The organism is Agrobacterium genomosp. 13 str. CFBP 6927 (assembly GCA_900012615.1).
In the GTDB taxonomy this organism is placed as follows: Bacteria; Pseudomonadota; Alphaproteobacteria; order Rhizobiales; family Rhizobiaceae; genus Agrobacterium.
Map to the genome: position 1 here is coordinate 886725 of LT009757.1, position 18527 is coordinate 905251.

An 18527-nucleotide genomic window follows, 5' to 3' on the forward strand; every position below is an offset into this window, starting at 1 on the left:
ATTTGCGACAGGATCCGTCAGGGTTCTCGTCGGTATGCATAAAACAAAAGATGGAGCCTTCCGCCCTCTCCCAAACGGAAAGCTCTTGTGCAAACAGTCCGAATTTCAGGGTGTCATTCATGGCGATAGAACTATCCGCACTCCCCGTAGACCATCCCGGCATAAGATTTGGCAAGGTCGGCGTCCTGCTCGTCAATCTTGGCACGCCTGATGGTACGGATTATTGGCCGATGCGCCGTTATCTGGCGGAATTCTTAAGCGACAAACGCGTGATCGAATGGTCCCGGCTCTACTGGTATCCGATCCTGTACGGCATCGTTCTCAACAAACGCCCGCAGAAGGTCGGCAAGGCCTATGAGGAAATCTGGAACCACGAGCGGAACGAAAGTTATCTGCGCACCTATACCCGCAGCCAGGGCGAGCTGATGGCTGAGGCGCTGAAGGATTTGCCCAATGTCGTCGTTGACTGGGCCATGCGTTACGGACAACCCTCCATCGCCTCGAAAATCGATGCGCTGAAGGAGCAGGGCTGTGAAAAAATCCTGCTTTTCCCGCTTTACCCGCAATATGCCGCATCGACCACGGCAACCGTAAACGACAAGGCATTCGAGCACCTGATGAAGTTGCGCTGGCAGCCTGCGCTACGCACCGTGCCGCCCTATCACGACGATCCGGCCTATATCGGAGCGCTCGCCGCCTCTGTCAAAAACCATCTGGCGACGCTGGACTGGGAGCCGGAGATGCTGATCACCTCCTTCCACGGCATTCCGCAATCCTATTTCAAAAAGGGCGATCCCTATTACTGTCACTGCCAGAAAACCGCCCGCCTGCTGCGCGAGGCGCTGGGACGGACAGACAAGAATTTCATGATCACCTTCCAGTCGCGTTTCGGGCCGGAGGAATGGCTGCAGCCCTATACTGACAAGACCGTGGAAAAGCTGGCTTCGGAGGGTATCAAGCGCATTGCCGTGATGAATCCCGGCTTCGTATCGGATTGTCTTGAGACGCTTGAAGAAATTGCCGGTGAAGCCGGTGAGATTTTCCTGCATAATGGCGGCGAGAAATTCACCCATATCCCCTGTCTTAACGACAGCGCCGAGGGCATGGATGTTCTCGAAAAGGTTGTGCGACGGGAGTTGCAAGGCTGGGTGTAATCTTGCCATAACGATACTGGGGTAAAATCCCTGACGGTTCTTACCCTGGAGGAAATGTGATGATTGAATTGGGCGGTTTCGATATTGTTGTTCTGGCAGCGGTGGTGCTGGTTATTCTGGTGCTGTTTGCCGGTATCAAGACCGTGCCGCAGGGACATCGTTACACGGTTGAACGGTTCGGGCGCTACACCCGCACGCTCGAGCCCGGCCTGAACCTTATCGTGCCCTTCATCGAAAGCATCGGTTCGAAAATGAATGTCATGGAGCAGGTGCTCCATATACCGACACAGGAAGTTATCACACGCGATAATGCCAGTGTCTCCGCCGATGCCGTCACCTTCTATCAGGTGCTCAATGCCGCCCAGGCCGCCTACCAGATTTCCAATCTGGAAATGGCGATCGAAAACCTCACCATGACGAACATCCGCTCGGTAATGGGCTCGATGGATCTCGACGAATTGCTGTCCAACCGCGATGCGATCAATGATCGCCTGCTGCGCGTGGTGGATGAGGCCGTGGGGCCATGGGGCATCAAGGTCACGCGCATCGAGATCAAGGATATCGCGCCGCCAAAGGACCTCGTCGATTCCATGGCGCGGCAGATGAAGGCCGAGCGTGAAAAACGCGCGCAGGTTCTGGAAGCCGAGGGCGCGCGAAACGCCCAGATTCTGCGCGCGGAAGGTGCAAAGCAATCCGCTATTCTTGAGGCGGAAGGTCAGCGCGAAGCGGCGTTCCGCGATGCCGAGGCGCGCGAACGTCTGGCAGAGGCCGAAGCCAACGCCACCCGCATGGTGTCTGAAGCCATCGCCGCCGGTAATGTCCACGCCATCAACTACTTCGTTGCCCAGAAATACACCGAAGCGCTCGCCGAGATCGGCACAGCCAAAAATTCGAAGATCGTATTGATGCCGATGGAAGCCTCGGCGCTGATTGGTTCTCTCGGTGGTATCGGCACGATTGCGAAAGAGGTGTTCGGCGACAGGGGCGATGCGCCAACCGCACCCACCGCCACGCCTTCCCGCTCCGTGCCGCCAACACGGTCTTCGGGACAGACCATCAACGTTACGGTTCCCGGCAATCCCTTCGGTTCTTCATCGGAGAAGTGACGATGCTGCAACGGCTTGCCTCAGAATTTGGACCATGGAGCTGGTGGATCGTCGGCTTCATTCTGCTGGCCGCCGAACTGGTCGCTCCGGGTGTATTCCTGATCTGGATCGGGCTCGCCGCGCTGGTCATCGGCGCGCTCTCGCTGTTTTTCTGGGAAGCGGCATTCTGGGCATGGCAATTGCAGTTCGTGCTGTTTGCCGCCCTCTCCATCATCTTTGCCCTGCTCGGCCGGCGATATTTCGGCAGGAACCGGGACACCAGCGATGAACCCTTTCTCAACCAGCGGGAGGCAAGCCTTGTCGGTCGCACGGCAACCCTGCAGGAACCAATCGTCGAAGGGCGTGGCCGGATAAGGCTGGATGATACGTGGTGGTCCGTCAACGGCGAGGATATGCCTGCCGGAACACGGGTCAGGATCGCAGCCGCACGTGGCCGCACCTTGGTTATAGAACCGCTCGACCGATCCTGACGATCAGGCGACGCCGATCCGCAGAAGATCGTGGAAATGCACCAGCCCGATCGGCCTGTTGTCTTCGTCAACCACGATCAGCGCGCCAATATGAAATTTTTCCAGCGTCGCCAGGGCGCTGGTCGCCAGAACCGATTTTTTCACCGTTTTCGGATTGCGGGTCATGATGTCATCCACCGTCAATTCCGCGAGGTTGCGCGACAGGTTGCGGGCCATGTCACCTTCCGTAACGATGCCGCACAGGCGGCCATTCTCGTCAAGAATGCCGACGCAGCCGAAATGCTTGCGGGAGAGAACACCGACCGCTTCCGGCATGGCCGTTCCCTTATCGACCAGCGGCACACGATCGCCCGTATGCATGATATCGCTGACCAGCGTGAGGCTGGCGCCCAGTTTGCCGCCGGGATGAAACACCTTGAAATCACCGGCAGTGAAATTGCGCGCTTCCAGAAGCGCAACGGCAAGGGCATCGCCGAGTGCCAGCTGCATCAATGTGGAGGTTGTTGGCGCGAGACCGAGCGGGCAGGCTTCCTGTTCATTGGGAACCAGAAGCACGATATCGGAAGCTTTCGCCAGCGACGAATTTTCCGAACAGGTCAGCGCGATCAGCGGAATGGAGAAACGGCGCGAATAGTTGATGATGCTGCGCAGCTCGGCACTTTCACCGCCCTTGGAAATGGCGAGAATTACATCATCGCCGCCAATCATGCCCAGGTCGCCATGGTTGGCCTCGGCCGCATGCACAAAAAAGGCAGGCGTTCCGGTGGAAGCGAAGGTGGCCGCGAGCTTCGCGCCTATATGTCCGCTTTTACCGACCCCGGTTATGATGAGACGGCCATTCGACTGGCCAATGGTCTCGATCGCCTTGCAGAAGGGCTCGGAAAGCCCGTTTCTGAGAGCGTCCTCAAGAGCAGCAAGGCCAGCCCGCTCCATCGAAATCGTCCGCACGGCGGATTCGATGGCATTGTCTTCGACCAGTTTGACGGCGCGCGTAATCATGGCCGACTGTTACTCTTTCATCCGGAATAAGTCCACTCTCCAGCGGAAAAGCGCCGTGTTTAGTGTCGCAGGTCTGGTGGAGAAATCTCCTCCATCGTTCCCAGTCGCTTAAAGGGGATGTTTTCTTCATCGACAAGATACCGTCCGACGGTCCTCACCCACGATACCGAGCCGTCGTCTCGGCGCACGGCATATTCCTGGCTGTAGAAACTTGCCGCCTTCAGCGTGGTCAACGCGGTCTCGATGACGCGATTTCGATGATCCAGATCCACTTTTTCAAGCATCTGGAAAATACTGATGCCCTGCATCGCCTGTCTCAGCGGAATTCCGAAGAGTTCAGCGCATATTTCGTCCAGATAAAATCGATCGTTGGTAATATCCCAGCAATAAAAACCAACCTGATTGATATTCAAAACGGGATTCATGAAAAGACGCTGTCACAAAAATAAAAATCAATAGGACTTACTGAGCAATAATAGCCAGTTCCCCCTAATCATAGGGCGATTCCGTGCCAAATTGAACCGTTTAAATCTGATCATATTAGAAATATTTTGCATTATCGCAAATTTCCTCGAGCGACCTCGCCTCGGAAAACCCGGCTGCCCGATCAGGCGATAGCAGCGGCGGGTTTCCTGGCTATGACCGCAGCGCTGAAATCCCGGCAATCTTTATCAACTGTTAACCATAAAAAACCTATTGTTAAAGCGATGTTAAAACTTGCGTCGTCTGCCTGATCGCCGGTTTGCCCACGTCATTCTCACCGGCCTGTCGTCATTGGCCGGCAGAGATGCCTTGGTGAACTTTCGATCCGGCATCGGCCAGATTCGCCGGGTGAAGAGGAATGAATGTGAGGGGCGCCGCCACACGTCTGTCGACGTCGCGGAAAGCAGCAACCATGCTGCTTGCCTGCACGCTTCTTTGCGCGTCCGGAAACGCCTTTGCCCAGAGCGTGGCCACGCCTGTCCCGACTGCGGCTCCTTCCCGCGCCGGAACGCCTCCAGGCGTCCCGGCGGAAGAAGCGGAGGCAAACACGACGCAGGCCACTGCCGCGCCCGCACCGCAGCAGCTATGGCGGCCTTCCAACAATCCCGGTGATCCGATCTTGGAACAGCAGGACGAAGCGGGACAGCCCTATGCCGAGGCCGAAAACCCCTATGAACCGACGGTCGATGGCGGCGAAAACCCGCAAGTGCCGACTCAACCCGGACAGACGCCCGGGATCCGGCTCGGCACATTCCTGCTGCGGCCTTCGATCAGCCAGACGATCAATACGGAAAAACAGAGCAATACCGGCGGGCCTTCCCGGCGCAACTACCTGACAACGGGCATACGTGGAACGCTGACCAGTGACTGGTCCCGCCACGCGCTGACCGTGACGGGCGATGGCGCCTGGGAAAGGAATTTCGGCAGCGACAAGGATGGCGAAGAGCCGAGGGCAAGGCTCGAGGCCGATCTGCGCCTCGATCTCGGTGAAGAAACGACCGCCAATCTTACGGCCGGTTACGAATTCAGCCGCGAAGACACGACAGATCCCAACGCTCTGACCGGCGCATCGGTGCAGGGCGGCGAACACCGCTTCACGACCGGCGCATCCATTGAACGGGATTTCGGCAAGCTGCGCGGGTTGGCGGCGCTCGATCTTTCGCGAACGGTCTATACGGATGCGAAGGGCCTGAACGGCCAGCCGATCAGTCTCAGCGACCGCGACCAGAAGGCTGCAAATCTGCGCGGTCGCATTGGCTACGAATTGTCGCCGGCCTTGATCCCCTTCCTCGAACTGAACGTCGGAACGACGAAATATGACAGCCGCCTGGATAATTCCGGCTACGCCCGCTCCTCGAATTCCTACGGCGCGAAGATCGGGACCGAGGTCGACCTCGGCGAGAAGACACGCGGCGAGGCAGCAATAGGTTATCTGCGCAAGCAATATGACGACGACCGCCTTGCCGCCATCGGCGCGCTGACACTGGACGGCGAACTGAACTGGTCACCCCAGCGCGGTACCAACGTTAATCTCGGGCTGCGCACGATGATTGAGGACTTCGCCGGCGGCCCGCAGGGTGGCTGGATTTCCTATCGCCTTGACGCCGGTCTGACCCACGAATTGCGCAGCAATCTGGTTGCTCGACTGACGGGGCAGATCGTTCACCGCACCTTCCCCTCCTCCGACATCGATAATGTCGTGGAATATACCGCAGGCGCCGGCCTGACCTGGGGCCTGAACCGCTATCTCGATCTGACGGCAGATGTCAGCTACCAGTGGACGCCGGTTTATGACAGCAACGAACTGCGCGTCGGCGCAGGGCTTGTCCTGAAGCGATAAACTGTCTCCAAAACAGAAATCCCGGCGCGAAGGCCGGGATCCCAATCTCATATTTTGGCTGAATTACTTCAGGCCGTCGATAAGTGCCTTGATCGGCTCCTCGATCGCAGGACGAATATCGCCGCGCTCCAGAGCGAAGGCGACGTTGGCGAGGATGAAACCATCCTTTGCACCGCAATCGAAAGTCTGGCCGCGGAAATGATAGCCGGAGAATTCCTGCGACTTGGCGAGCGTCAGCATGCCATCCGTCAGCTGGATTTCATTGCCGGCACCGCGTTCCTGATTTTCGAGAATGTCGAAAATCTCCGGCTGAAGGATGTAGCGGCCGTTAATATAGAAATTCGACGGCGCCGTGCCCTTGGCCGGCTTTTCGACCATTTCGGTGATCTTGAAACCTTCGCCAACGGTGTCGCCCACGCCGACGATACCGTATTTATGCGTCTGGTCGGGAGCGCATTCCTGCACAGCGATGACGTTGCCGGCGGTCTGGTCGTAAAGTTCGACCATGCCCTTCAGGCAGCTTTTCTGCGAGTGCATGATCATGTCAGGCAAAAGCACGGCGAAAGGCTCATCACCGACGATATCACGCGCGCACCATACCGCGTGGCCAAGGCCGAGCGGCACCTGCTGGCGCGTGAAGCTTGCCGTGCCCGCCTTGGGCAGAAGGCCGGCCAGCAATGTCAGCTCGGCATTCTTGTTGCGCTCACGCAGCATCTGTTCGAGTTCAAATTGAATATCAAAATAATCTTCGATGACCGCCTTGCCGCGGCCGGTAACGAATACAAAATGCTCGATGCCCGCTTCCGCCGCCTCATCAACGACGTATTGAATGACAGGCTTGTCGACGACGGTGAGCATCTCTTTCGGAACCGCCTTGGTTGCGGGCAGGAAACGCGTGCCGAGACCTGCGACCGGAAATACGGCCTTCCGAATTTTCTTCTGTTCTACCACATATCCCTCCTGAGAGATAAAACTTGATCACAATCCCCGCACGCTGTTGTTATTTCAAAAATAACAACGTTTTGTAAAGGGTGACGCTACCATCTATTAATGGTAAAGAATTTGTTGACGTTCTTTTGTTATCCATGATGACGCCCGATGCGTTTTCGCAATCGAAATGACATTCGAGAGAACGAAAGACTGACGATGACAAAGATGATCCTTTCAGGTGTCCGCAAATTCGGCTGCATGATGGCTGCAGGTCTGGCAATCTCGCTGGCGCCCGTTTCTGCTCACGCAGATGCGGGGTTCAGACAATGGATCAACCAGTTCTACGCAACAGCCGCGAAAGAAGGCATTAGCAAGGCCACATATCAAAAGGCCTTTGCCGGCGTCAGCGAGCCGGATCCGGACGCGCTGCGCAAGGCAACCTTTCAGCCGGAATTCACCACTCAGGTCTGGGATTATCTCGATTCCCGCGTTAACCCCTATACGGTGCGGATCGGTCGGGAAATGAAGATGAAGCATGCGACGACCCTCAACTGGATCGAGCGCAACTTCAATGTCGACAAACACATCATCCTCGCCATCTGGTCGATGGAATCGAATTACGGCGCCGTTCTCGAAAAGCCGGAGCGACTGCACAATATTCCGCAGGCGCTGGCCACGCTCGCCTATTCCGATCCCAAGCGCGCCAAATTCGCACGCACGCAATTGATCGCCGCGCTCAAAATCCTGCAGGCCGGCGATGTAACGCCGAAGCAACTGACGGGTTCCTGGGCAGGGGCGATGGGCCACACCCAGTTCATCCCGACCAGCTATCTGCTTTATGCGGTGGACGCCGATGGCAACGGCAAGCGCGATATCTGGCACTCGGTTCCCGATGCGCTGGCAACCGCTGCCAATCTTCTTTCCAAGAACGGCTGGGAGCCCGGCCGCACCTGGGGTTATGAAACCGCCGTACCGCGTGGCGGCGCGCGTTATGAAGGCCAGACGAAGACCATTGCCGAATGGGCAAAGCTTGGTTTTACCCGTCCGAACGGGAAGAATTTCACACGCGGCTCCGACCGCGCCATGCTGAAATTGCAGGGGGGTGCAAACGGCCCCGGTTTCCTGATGATGAAAAACTTCTTCACCATCAAGAAATACAACGCATCGGACAGCTACGCGCTGGCAGTTGGCCTGCTTGCGGACGAAATTGCCGGTTATGGCGGCATGCAGCAGAAATGGCCGCGTCCGGACGGCACGCTGGATATTCGTGAAAAATTCGAACTCCAGACCCGCATGAAGGAACTGGGTTATTACGATGGCGAAATCGACGGCAATTTCGGCTCCGGGTCGAAGGCCGCAATCAGCGCCATCCAGTCGCGCATGGGCATGGAAAATGACGGCCAGCCGTCGCAGCGATTGCTGAGAGCCCTGCGCAATTAATAATGTGCCGGCGAATTCGGCGACGGTCGTTACCGCCGCCGAACCATCCGGAAAGGTCGGTGCCATGAGTAGGAAACCTGCGGCGAAAAGCGGAAAGACAGGTTGGCGTGTCTGCGCCATCATCCTTTGTGCTGCGCTGTGCACGCCGCTCGTCCCTTCCCAAAGCTTCGCGCAGGAACAGCGGCGTACCCTGTTCGAAATGCTGTTCGGCAGGCCCGTGGGCCGGGAGGATGCGCCCAGCCGCGAATACCAGCCCCGCAACCGCCGGGATTTCCCGTCAGCCCCACGCGAAAGAGCCGTCACTCGCCCGCAACCCGCGAGAAAAGCGCCTTCGGTGGTTCAGATGCGAACCATAAAACCGGAACCGGCCGCCAAACTTGAAAATGCAAGGCGCGTGCTGGTCGTCGGCGATTTTCTGGCCGGCGGCATGGGGGAAGAACTGGTCAACGCCTTTGCCAGTTCACCGGCAATCGCCGTCGATGTGCGGGCGAACGGCTCCTCAGGTCTCGTTCGCACTGATTATTACGACTGGTTCGCCAATCTGCCGCAATTCATAACCGAGACCAATCCGGCCACGATCGTCATCATGATGGGATCGAACGATCGCCAGCAGATGCAGATCGGCGATATCAGGGAAAAATTCGGCACCGATGTCTGGTTCAAGGAATATGAACGGCGGATCGATGAACTTCTGACTATTGCGGGCCGCAAGAAGGTGCCGCTGTTATGGGTTGGTCTGCCCGCCTTCCAGTCGCCCTCGCTCACCGCCGATCTGGTGGGCTTCAACCGGCTTTATCGCAGCCATGTCGAGAAATATGGCGGCGAATTCGTGGATGTGTGGGACGGCTTCGTCGACGAGGCGGGGAAATTCGTCATTACCGGTTACGACATGAACGGGCAGCAGGCCCGCCTGCGCGAAGCCGATGGCGTCGGCATGACAAGCGCCGGCAAGCGCAAGCTTGCTTTTTACGTCGAGAAATTCGTGCGCAGGCACCTCGACAGCGCCGGCCCTGATCTCGTGAAACTGGACGGCAGCAACTTGCCGGCTCTTACTTCGCTGCCGGCGCTTGGCATCGACGCGGGACAGGTGCGCACGCAACCGATCAGCCTTACCGATCCGGCGCTTGATGGCGGCGACAAGCTGCTTGGCGATGCTCCCCTGACAGCAGGACCGACACGCGTATCGGTGGTGGAATCACCACGCGAGCGGCTGACCAAGCGCGGCGAGATGGCCGATGCGCCGGCAGGCCGCATCGATGACTACCGCATCGTCCCGGATACGGCACAGGCCAGACAATAGGCGCTACATCACCAGCATGAGAGCCCGTCAGGGCGTAATGTTTAGGCAATCCGAAAATGGCAGGATAAGTGAAGCTCTGCAGGAGAGCGGCCTATAACCGCGTTTTTGCAAGGCGATATTTCTTCGTTACATCCACGAAGCTGTTGTTTTATTTCATGCGCGGCCCTGCGGGGAAGGTGCGCAGACATTGCCGAGAACACTTCATGCGCCTGCTGCTAGTTGAAGACGAACGCGAAATGGCAGCAGCCCTGTCCGCCGCCCTGCACCGGTTCGATATCATCGTGGATAATGTCGGGACGCTCGACCTTGCCCGCCATGCGATCATGGACGGTGTTCACGATCTCGTCGTGCTTGATCGGCAACTGCCCGATGGCGATGGCATCGAACTCATAGAAGATCTGCGCCTGCTGCCCGTCACCCCGCCCGTCATCGTGTTGACGGCGCAGGGGACACTTGCCGACCGGGTAAACGGTCTCAACCTTGGAGCGGACGATTATCTTGGCAAGCCCTTCGCCGTCGAGGAGCTTCTTGCCCGTATCCGCGCCCTGATGCGCAGACCGGCAGGCGCGGTGACGATGACGGCGAGACTGGGCAAGCTGGAATTTTGCTTCGAAACCCGGGAAGTGCGCATCAAGGGGGAGTTTATTCCCCTGACCAGACGTGAACTGCTCATTCTTGAAGCCCTGTTGCGCCGGCAGGGTCGAACGGTGCTTCGTTCGGTGCTGGAGGAGGCCGTCTACAATTTCGACGATGAAATCCAGTCCAATGCGCTTGATTCCCATATTTCACGTCTGCGCCGTAAATTGCAGGCGGCGGATGCAGGCCTTGAGGTCCACGGCATTCGCGGTGTTGGTTACCTTCTGAGGGCGGCCGCATGAAGCTGGCCAGACGGAAATCGCTCAAACATCGCCTGACAATTCAATTGCTGCTGTTCCAGATCGGCAGCCTCTTCATCGTCAGTGCGGCCTTCGTTGCTTACCTGTCCAGCGGCGGCGCAGGCAGCGCCCTGCTCAGCCCCCAGGCAGCCCAGATCACCGCCAATGCAATCATGCGGGACAAGGATGGCCGGCTGAGACTGGAGGAAACGGAGGAGTTTGCCGAGCTACGCAACGACATGCCCGATTTCTGGTTCGTTGCGGTCAGCGAAAAAGGTGAAATCGTGCAGGGCGGGCCGGTACCAGAGGTCTTCAGCAATATGGATCAACAGCTTAGCGACATCAAAGTCTCGGATGTGCGCGACGCGGCATTGTCCTATTCCTATCTTGCCGTGGTGCGCATCGCCGTCGTTCGCCGTGCTTCAGGGCCGGCTGGCGAATTCGTCATGATCGGCAAAGGCGGCCCGTTCAGCATGACATTCCCGGTTCTGCTGTTTTCCAACATATTGATCATGCCCATCCTTATTCTCATGTCCATCGTGACGATCGTGACCATTCCCTGGATCATCCGCAGGGAATTTCTCGCCCTTTCCGCCATTGCGCATGCGGCGGAAACCATCGATATCGACAGACGCGGATATCGATTGCCGGATAGTAATATTCCACAGGAAGTGCAGCCGCTCGTGCATGCCGTCAACGGCGCGCTGCAGCGGTTGGACGATGGTTATGAACGGCACAAGCGTTTCATTCTCGATGCCGCCCATGAATTGCGCACCCCGGTCGCCATTCTCCAGACCCGCGTTGAAACGCTGCTCGACGGGCCGGACCGGAGCAGGATATTGGCCGATGCCAGCCGTATCGCCGTGCTTGCCGAACAATTGCTCGATCTGCAGCGACTTGGCGGGCAAAAGGCGCCCCTTATCCCGCTTGATCTTGTTGGTCTTTGCAGGTCGGTCGTGGCGGACATGGCGCCGCTTGCGATTTCTCAAGGATACGGGCTTTCATTCGAGCCGGAGGAAGAACCGATCCTCGCCCTTGCGGATGACGCCTCGCTGCAGCGCGCCCTTATGAACATCGTGCAAAACGCCATCGAACATGGCGGCAATCGCGGAACCATCACCATAAAAGTCGGGGCCAACCGCGTGATCGACATATCCGATGAGGGTCAGGGAATTCCCGAAGAAGACCGGGAAGCCGTGTTCGACGCGTTCCATCGATTAAGGCCCAAGGATCGCGGCACCGGCCTCGGTCTCAACCTCGTGCAGGAAATCGTCCGATACCATGGCGGAGAGATCACCATTGGTGATTCACCTACCGGCGGCGCCTCCTTCCGCATCAGCCTCCCCTATTGCTGAAACGATCTCATCTTCGGAAACACGTAATGTCATTGCAATTTTAAGGCGCGATATAGTGTCCGTCCCCTGAATGCGAGACCTTCATTGCATTTCGGTTCTCCAGTCAAACAAAAGGCCTGTTGTGAAACACAACAGGCCTTTCTGTTTTCGGGTAGCGGCCTGCGCCGCATCGTCTGGCTCAGCGCGGCAGGACGGTTGCGCCCATCAGCGCCTCGTCGATTGCGCGTGCCGCCTGGCGGCCTTCACGGATGGCCCAGACAACCAGCGACTGGCCACGACGAACATCACCTGCCGCCCACAGCTTGTCGACCGAGGTTCTGTAGTCCGTCTCATTGGCGACCACATTGGTAGAGCCGCGACGATCGGTATTGAGCGTCAGCTTGCCATTCATTTCCTTCAGCACGCTATCGGTGAAGGGGCCGGAGAAGCCGATGGCGATAAAGGCGAGATCAGCCTTGATGATGAATTCCGTGCCGGCGATGGGCTTGCGGCGATCATCCACCTGACAGCACTTCACACCGGTCAGAACGCCATCTTCGCCAACGAATTCGAGCGTGGCGACCTGGAACTCGCGGATGGCGCCTTCTGCCTGCGAGGAAGAGGTGCGCATCTTGGTTGCCCAGAAGGGCCAGACCGCGAGCTTGTCTTCCTTTTCCGGCGGCATCGGGCGGATGTCGAGCTGCGTGACTTTCACCGCACCCTGACGGAAAGCCGTACCGACGCAGTCAGAGGCCGTATCGCCGCCACCAACGACGACGACATGCTTGCCGCCGGCGAGGATGGGATCGGCAGGCCAGCCGATGCTGTCGATGTTTTCGCGGCCAACGCGGCGGTTCTGCTGCACGAGGTAAGGCATGGCGTCGTAAACGCCGTTGAAATCAGCGCCGCCGATACCGGCCGGGCGCGGGGTTTCCGAACCGCCGCAATAAAGCACGGCATCGTGGTCTGCCAGAAGCGTCTCAACCGTCACATCCACGCCGACATTGACGCCGCAATGGAAGGTAACGCCTTCGCCCTTGATCTGCTCGACACGGCGGTCGATGAAGTTCTTCTCCATCTTGAAATCAGGAATACCGTAACGCAACAACCCGCCGGGCTTCGATTCACGCTCGTAAACATGCACTTCATGACCGGCGCGGCCAAGCTGCTGTGCGGCCGCCATGCCCGAGGGGCCGGAACCGATGACGGCAACTTTTTTCCCGGTGTGGATCGTTGCCGGCTTCGGCACGATAAAGCCCAGCTCATAGGCCTTGTCGGCGATGGCCTGCTCGACGGTCTTGATCGCGACCGGTGCATCCTCGAGATTCAGCGTGCACGCCTCCTCACAAGGCGCGGGACAGACGCGGCCGGTGAATTCCGGGAAGTTGTTGGTGGAGTGGAGGTTGCGGATCGCCTCTTCCCAGTTGTTGTTATAGACCAGATCGTTCCAGTCGGGGATCTGGTTGTGCACGGGACAGCCGGTCGGGCCGTGACAATAGGGAATGCCGCAATCCATGCAGCGCGCCGACTGCTTCTGCACCTCGGCATCCGACATCGGAATGGTGAATTCGCGGAAATGGCGGATGCGGTCCGATGCGGGCTGATACTTGCCCACCTGCCGGTCGATCTCCAGAAAACCTGTAACCTTGCCCACGTTTATGTCCTCACATCAAAGCGGAGCGCCTGTCGGGCCCCAGTACCAGTAAGCGAAACCAAAAGCCGCCCCCAGCACGATGAACTCAAATCCGGTCTCGCCGCTCGTCCAGTAGATCGCCGTGGGAACGGCGACCGCGATCATCAGCGAGACCAGTTGGTGTAGTATCCTCACGCGGCGGATTACTCCGCCGCCACGCCCATGCGCATGCGCTCCATTTCCTCAAGCGCACGACGGTATTCGACCGGCATGACCTTGCGGAACTTCGGACGGAACTCGCTCCAGCGGTCGAGTATATCCTTGGCGCGCGACGAGTTTGTGTAGTGGAAATGGTTGGAGATCAGCTGGTAGAGACGCTCCTCATCGTGGCGCGTCATGTCCTCGGAAACGTCTACACGCCCCTTGTGCATGAGGTCGCCGCCGTGATGGTGCAGCTTCTCCAGCATGTCGTCCTCTTCCGGAACCGGCTCCAGCTCGACCATGGCCATGTTGCAGCGTGTGGCGAAATCACCTGTCTCATCGAGAACATAGGCCACGCCACCGGACATGCCGGCCGCGAAGTTACGGCCCGTTTCGCCGAGAACGACCACGATGCCGCCAGTCATATATTCGCAACCGTGATCGCCGACACCTTCGACAACTGCGACCGCACCGGAGTTGCGCACCGCAAAGCGCTCACCCGCGACACCGCGGAAATAGCACTCGCCGGTGATTGCGCCATAAAGCACGGTGTTGCCGACGATGATCGAGTTCTCCGCGACGATGCGGGTGTTTTCCGGCGGGCGCACGATGATACGGCCACCCGACAGACCCTTGCCGACATAGTCGTTGCCGTCACCCACCAGATCGAAGGTGATGCCGCGTGCGAGGAACGCGCCGAAGGACTGGCCCGCCGTACCCTTGAGGGTGACGTGGATAGTATCGTCCTTCAGGCCCTTGTGGCCCCAGCGCTTGGCAAGCGCACCCGAAAGCATGGCGCCGGCGGAACGGTCGACGTTCTTGATCGGCACTTCGAAGACAACAGGCTCGCGGCTTTCCAGCGACGGCAGCGACTTCTCGATCAGCTTACGGTCGAGAATATCGTCGATCGGGTGCTTCTGGCGCTCGGTCCAGAAGGTTGCCTCCTTCGGAGCCTCGACCTTGTGGAAGATGCGGCTGAAATCCAGACCCTTGGCCTTCCAGTGCGCCAGCATCTCATCCTTCTCCAGCAGTTCGGAAGCGCCGATGATCTCGTCCAGTCTGGTAACGCCAAGCGAGGCAAGGATTTCGCGCACTTCTTCGGCCACGAAGAAGAAGTAGTTGATGACGTGTTCCGGCGTGCCCTTGAAGCGCTTGCGCAGAACCGGATCCTGCGTCGCGACGCCCACCGGGCAGGTGTTGAGATGGCACTTGCGCATCATGATGCAGCCGGCCGCTATCAGCGGCGCGGTGGCAAAGCCGAATTCATCCGCACCGAGCAGCGCGCCGATGATGACGTCGCGGCCCGTCTTCAGGCCGCCATCCACCTGCAAGGCGATGCGCGAACGAAGGCCGTTCAGCACCAGCGTCTGCTGGGTTTCGGCAAGGCCGATTTCCCAGGGGGAACCGGCGTGCTTCAGCGAAGTCAGCGGCGAAGCGCCCGTGCCGCCATCGAAACCGGCAATGGTGATATGGTCGGCGCGCGCCTTGGCAACACCGGCCGCAACCGTGCCGACGCCCACTTCCGACACCAGCTTCACCGAAACATCGGCTTCCGGGTTGACGTTCTTCAGGTCGTAGATCAGCTGCGCCAGATCTTCGATGGAGTAGATGTCATGATGCGGCGGCGGCGAAATGAGGCCAACGCCCGGCGTCGAATGCCGGGTCTTGGCAACGGTCGCATCCACCTTGTGGCCGGGCAGCTGGCCGCCCTCGCCGGGCTTGGCACCCTGCGCCACCTTGATCTGCAGCATATCGGCATTGACGAGATATTCCGTCGTCACGCCGAAGCGGCCGGAGGCGATCTGCTTGATGGCCGAGCGTTCCGGGTTCGGCTTGCCGTTCAGGAGCGGCATGTAGCGGTCGGATTCCTCGCCGCCTTCACCGGTGTTGGACTTGCCGCCGATGCGGTTCATGGCGATGGCAAGCGTCGTGTGCGCCTCGCGGCTGATGGAACCGAAGGACATGGCGCCCGTCGAGAAACGCTTGACGATATCGACCGCCGGTTCAACGTCATCGATGGAAACCGGCTTGCGGCCGAGCGCTTCCGCCGACTTGACCTTGAACAACCCGCGAATGGTGTTCATGCGCAGCGCCGTCTCATTCACCATGCCGGCGAATTCGCGGTAACGCTCCTGGCTGTTGCCGCGCACGGCGTGCTGCAGCGAGGCAACCGCATCCGGCGTCCAGGCGTGGCTTTCGCCGCGCATGCGATAGGCATATTCGCCGCCAATATCGAGCGTGTTGGCAAGGATCGGGTCCTTGCCGAAGGCAGCCGTGTGGCGCGTCACGGTTTCTTCCGCAATCTCCGTCAGGCCAACGCCTTCGATGGAGGTGGCGGTGCCGAAGAAATACTTCTCGACGAATTCCGAAGACAGGCCGATGGCGTCGAAAATCTGCGCGCCGCAATAGGACTGGTAGGTGGAAATGCCCATCTTGGACATGACCTTGAGGATGCCCTTGCCGACCGCCTTGATGTAGCGATAGACAACTTCGTCGTCCGACACTTCCTTCGGGAAAGCGCCGTGCTTGTGCATGTCAAGCAGCGTGTCGAAGGCGAGATAGGGGTTGATCGCCTCCGCACCGTAACCGGCGAGCAGACAGAAATGGTGGATTTCGCGCGGCTCACCGGTTTCAACGACGAGGCCGACCGAGGTGCGCAGACCCTTGCGGATCAGATGATGATGCACGGCGGCCGTTGCCAGCAGCGCCGGGATCGCAATGCGGTCCGGGCCAAGCTGACGGTCGGACAGAACGATGATGTTATAACCGCCGCGAACAGCCGATTCCGCACGCTCGCACAAGCGGTCGAGCATATCGGGCATGCCTTCGGCGCCGCGCTCGACATCATAGGTGAAATCGAGCGTCTTGGTGTCGAAACGGTCTTCCGTGTGGCCGATGGAGCGGATCTTTTCCAGATCGCCATTGGTCAGGATCGGCTGGCGCACTTCCAGACGCTTGGCGCGGGCGGCACCTTCATGGTCGAGAATATTCGGACGCGGACCGATGAAGGACACGAGGCTCATGACAAGCTCTTCGCGGATCGGGTCGATCGGCGGGTTGGTGACCTGCGCGAAGTTCTGCTTGAAATAGGTGTAAAGCAGCTTCGACTTTTCCGACATGGCCGAAATCGGCGTATCGGTGCCCATGGAGCCAATGGCTTCCTGACCGGTGGTCGCCATGGGCGACATCAGGAGCTTCGTATCTTCGCTGGTGTAACCGAAGGCCTGCTGGCGGTCGAGCAGCGACACGTCGCGGCGCAACGCGCGCGGTTCAACTGGCTTCAGCTCTTCGAGAATAAGCTGCGTGCGGTCGAGCCAGGTGCGGTAGGGGTGCTTGGCGGCAAGCTCGTGCTTCACTTCCTCGTCGGAAATGATCGAACCCTTTTCCATGTCGATCAGCAGCATCTTGCCGGGCTGCAGACGCCACTTCTTGACGATGCGCTCTTCCGGCACCGGCAGGGTGCCGGCTTCGGACGCCATGATGATGCGGTCATCATCGGTGACGAGATAACGCGCCGGGCGCAGGCCGTTGCGGTCAAGCGTTGCGCCGATCTGCTTGCCATCGGTGAAGGCAACGGCGGCCGGGCCGTCCCACGGCTCCATCAGCGCTGCGTGATATTCGTAGAATGCCTTGCGTTCGGCCGACATGGACTGGTTGCCGGCCCAGGCTTCCGGGATCAGCATCATCACGGCATGGGCCATGGAATAACCGCCGCGAACGAGGAATTCGAGCGCGTTGTCGAAACAGGCGGTATCCGACTGGCCTTCATAGGAAATCGGCCAAAGCTTGGAGATATCGTCGCCGAACAGCGCCGAGGAAACGGATGCCTGACGCGCCGCCATCCAGTTGACGTTGCCGCGCAGCGTGTTGATTTCGCCGTTATGGGCGACCATGCGGTAAGGATGTGCAAGCTTCCAGGACGGGAAGGTGTTCGTCGAGAAACGCTGGTGCACGAGTGCAACCGCAGATTCGAAGCGCGGATCCGCCAGGTCCTTGTAATAGGCACCCACCTGATAGGCGAGGAACATACCCTTGTAGACGATGGTCGAGGAAGAGAGCGATACAGGATAAAAATCCTGCGTTTCCTTGCCACCACCCTCATCATAGATGCGGTTGGACAGCACCTTGCGGATGAGGAACAGCTTGCGCTCGAAATCTGCATTGGTGGCAGCGTCACGCCCGGCGCCGATGAAAACCTGAACATGGTGCGGCTCGGTCCCGGCAATATCCGGAGCCTTGGAGAGCGATTCATTGTCAACAGGCACGTCACGGAAGCCGAGGAACTGCTGCTCCTCCTCGCCGATGACATCGACGATCACCTTCTTGTAGTGCTCGATGCGGGACGGATCGCGCGGCATGAAGATGTGGCCGACGGCATATTCACCGGCCTTCGGCAGCGTCACGCCCTGCGCCGCCATTTCCTCACGGAAAAAGCGGTCGGGGATCTGCACGAGAATGCCCGCGCCGTCACCCATCAGCGGATCGGCGCCGACTGCGCCGCGATGTGTGAGATTTTCGAGAATGAACAGGCCGTCCTTGACGATCTGGTGCGACTTCTGGCCCTTCATATGGGCCACAAAGCCGACGCCGCAGGCATCATGTTCATTGGCGGGATCATAAAGACCCTGCTTTTCCGGCAAGCCGCCCGCGAAACGCCCCTTCGCAGAAACGGGTGCGGCCGCAGCCGCGGTGGGACAGTCTATGGTCAGGGTTGCGGCGGCGATCTCTGCCTGCGGCTTGTTCGTCATTTTTGTCCCTCCTG

14 protein-coding genes are annotated in these 18527 nt (G+C 58.9%); 8 read left to right on the forward strand and 6 right to left on the reverse strand.

Translation table 11 applies throughout. The annotated features are described in order from the left end of the window. Nucleotides 1-119 precede the first annotated feature (119 nt). From hemH to AGR13A_RS18465, 3 genes are read left to right on the forward strand one after another with little or no spacing between them, the layout of a single operon-like run. Complete coding sequence (gene hemH, locus AGR13A_RS18455; RefSeq protein WP_080838422.1) at nt 120-1154, forward strand: ferrochelatase; 1035 nt, start codon at nt 120-122, stop codon at nt 1152-1154. 59 nt (nt 1155-1213) lie between these two features. Then, the gene (locus tag AGR13A_RS18460; RefSeq protein ID WP_035226772.1) at nt 1214-2260 is read left to right on the forward strand and encodes an SPFH domain-containing protein; all 1047 of its coding nucleotides are present in this window, start codon (nt 1214-1216) and stop codon (nt 2258-2260) included. Nucleotides 2261-2262: 2 nt separating this feature from the next. Further along, nucleotides 2263-2730 carry an NfeD family protein gene (locus AGR13A_RS18465; protein ID WP_080838425.1) on the forward strand — a complete coding sequence of 156 codons (468 nt, stop codon included), beginning with the start codon at nt 2263-2265 and terminating at the stop codon, nt 2728-2730. A gap of 3 nt (nt 2731-2733) precedes the next feature. On the opposite strand, the gene AGR13A_RS18470 is transcribed toward AGR13A_RS18465, so the two are convergent. Continuing rightward, a complete protein-coding gene (locus AGR13A_RS18470; RefSeq protein ID WP_080838426.1) occupies nt 2734-3729 on the reverse strand; it encodes a KpsF/GutQ family sugar-phosphate isomerase in 996 nt (331 codons plus the stop codon). A 59-nt stretch (nt 3730-3788) separates the two neighbouring features. Next, nucleotides 3789-4154, reverse strand: a complete 366-nt coding sequence (locus AGR13A_RS18475; RefSeq protein WP_035226777.1) for a PAS domain-containing protein — start codon at nt 4152-4154, stop codon at nt 3789-3791. 416 nt (nt 4155-4570) lie between these two features. Here AGR13A_RS18475 and uppP point away from each other — a divergent pair, with 416 nt between their 5' ends. Continuing rightward, nucleotides 4571-6052, forward strand: a complete 1482-nt coding sequence (gene uppP, locus AGR13A_RS18480; RefSeq protein ID WP_080838428.1) for a polysaccharide biosynthesis protein UppP — start codon at nt 4571-4573, stop codon at nt 6050-6052. 63 nt (nt 6053-6115) lie between these two features. Here the strand turns inward: uppP and galU are convergent, their stop codons facing one another. Continuing rightward, a complete protein-coding gene (gene galU, locus AGR13A_RS18485; protein WP_035226781.1) occupies nt 6116-7003 on the reverse strand; it encodes a UTP--glucose-1-phosphate uridylyltransferase GalU in 888 nt (295 codons plus the stop codon). Between the two features lie 195 nt (nt 7004-7198). Here galU and AGR13A_RS18490 point away from each other — a divergent pair, with 195 nt between their 5' ends. The 4 genes from AGR13A_RS18490 (at nt 7199) to AGR13A_RS18505 (ending at nt 11952) form a co-directional block, all read left to right on the forward strand. Beyond that, nucleotides 7199-8422: a lytic murein transglycosylase gene (locus tag AGR13A_RS18490; RefSeq protein WP_080838431.1), complete on the forward strand. Its 1224-nt coding sequence runs from the start codon at nt 7199-7201 to the stop codon at nt 8420-8422. A gap of 64 nt (nt 8423-8486) precedes the next feature. Beyond that, on the forward strand, nt 8487-9722 hold the full coding sequence (locus AGR13A_RS18495) for an SGNH/GDSL hydrolase family protein (RefSeq protein ID WP_080840310.1): 1236 nt from the start codon (nt 8487-8489) through the stop codon (nt 9720-9722). A 203-nt stretch (nt 9723-9925) separates the two neighbouring features. Continuing rightward, nucleotides 9926-10600, forward strand: coding sequence for a response regulator transcription factor (locus AGR13A_RS18500; RefSeq protein WP_080838433.1), 675 nt, complete (start codon nt 9926-9928; stop codon nt 10598-10600). Beyond that, nucleotides 10597-11952, forward strand: coding sequence for a sensor histidine kinase (locus tag AGR13A_RS18505; protein ID WP_035226787.1), 1356 nt, complete (start codon nt 10597-10599; stop codon nt 11950-11952). Before AGR13A_RS18500 ends, AGR13A_RS18505 begins: the two co-directional genes overlap by 4 nt. Nucleotides 11953-12130: 178 nt before the next feature. Here the strand turns inward: AGR13A_RS18505 and AGR13A_RS18510 are convergent, their stop codons facing one another. Genes AGR13A_RS18510 through gltB form a run of 3 tightly spaced genes read right to left on the reverse strand, consistent with a single transcriptional unit; the run spans nt 12131 to nt 18513 of the window. Then, on the reverse strand, nt 12131-13585 hold the full coding sequence (locus tag AGR13A_RS18510; protein ID WP_035226790.1) for a glutamate synthase subunit beta: 1455 nt from the start codon (nt 13583-13585) through the stop codon (nt 12131-12133). 15 nt (nt 13586-13600) lie between these two features. Continuing rightward, on the reverse strand, nt 13601-13759 hold the full coding sequence (locus tag AGR13A_RS25025; protein ID WP_155275992.1) for a hypothetical protein: 159 nt from the start codon (nt 13757-13759) through the stop codon (nt 13601-13603). Nucleotides 13760-13767: 8 nt separating this feature from the next. Next, nucleotides 13768-18513: a glutamate synthase large subunit gene (gene gltB / locus AGR13A_RS18515; protein ID WP_080838436.1), complete on the reverse strand. Its 4746-nt coding sequence runs from the start codon at nt 18511-18513 to the stop codon at nt 13768-13770. Between the last annotated feature and the right edge of the window lie 14 nt (nt 18514-18527).

Coding starts and splice junctions, on each gene's coding strand:
- AGR13A_RS18505 (WP_035226787.1), top strand. CDS start 10,597: ATGAAGCTGGCCAGACGGAAATCGCTCAAACATCGCCTGACAATTCAA.
- AGR13A_RS18470 (WP_080838426.1), bottom strand. CDS start 3,729: ATGATTACGCGCGCCGTCAAACTGGTCGAAGACAATGCCATCGAATCC.
- AGR13A_RS18495 (WP_080840310.1), top strand. CDS start 8,487: ATGAGTAGGAAACCTGCGGCGAAAAGCGGAAAGACAGGTTGGCGTGTC.
- hemH (WP_080838422.1), top strand. CDS start 120: ATGGCGATAGAACTATCCGCACTCCCCGTAGACCATCCCGGCATAAGA.
- uppP (WP_080838428.1), top strand. CDS start 4,571: ATGAATGTGAGGGGCGCCGCCACACGTCTGTCGACGTCGCGGAAAGCA.
- gltB (WP_080838436.1), bottom strand. CDS start 18,513: ATGACGAACAAGCCGCAGGCAGAGATCGCCGCCGCAACCCTGACCATA.
- AGR13A_RS18490 (WP_080838431.1), top strand. CDS start 7,199: ATGACAAAGATGATCCTTTCAGGTGTCCGCAAATTCGGCTGCATGATG.
- AGR13A_RS18460 (WP_035226772.1), top strand. CDS start 1,214: ATGATTGAATTGGGCGGTTTCGATATTGTTGTTCTGGCAGCGGTGGTG.
- AGR13A_RS18475 (WP_035226777.1), bottom strand. CDS start 4,154: ATGAATCCCGTTTTGAATATCAATCAGGTTGGTTTTTATTGCTGGGAT.
- AGR13A_RS18465 (WP_080838425.1), top strand. CDS start 2,263: ATGCTGCAACGGCTTGCCTCAGAATTTGGACCATGGAGCTGGTGGATC.
- AGR13A_RS18500 (WP_080838433.1), top strand. CDS start 9,926: ATGCGCCTGCTGCTAGTTGAAGACGAACGCGAAATGGCAGCAGCCCTG.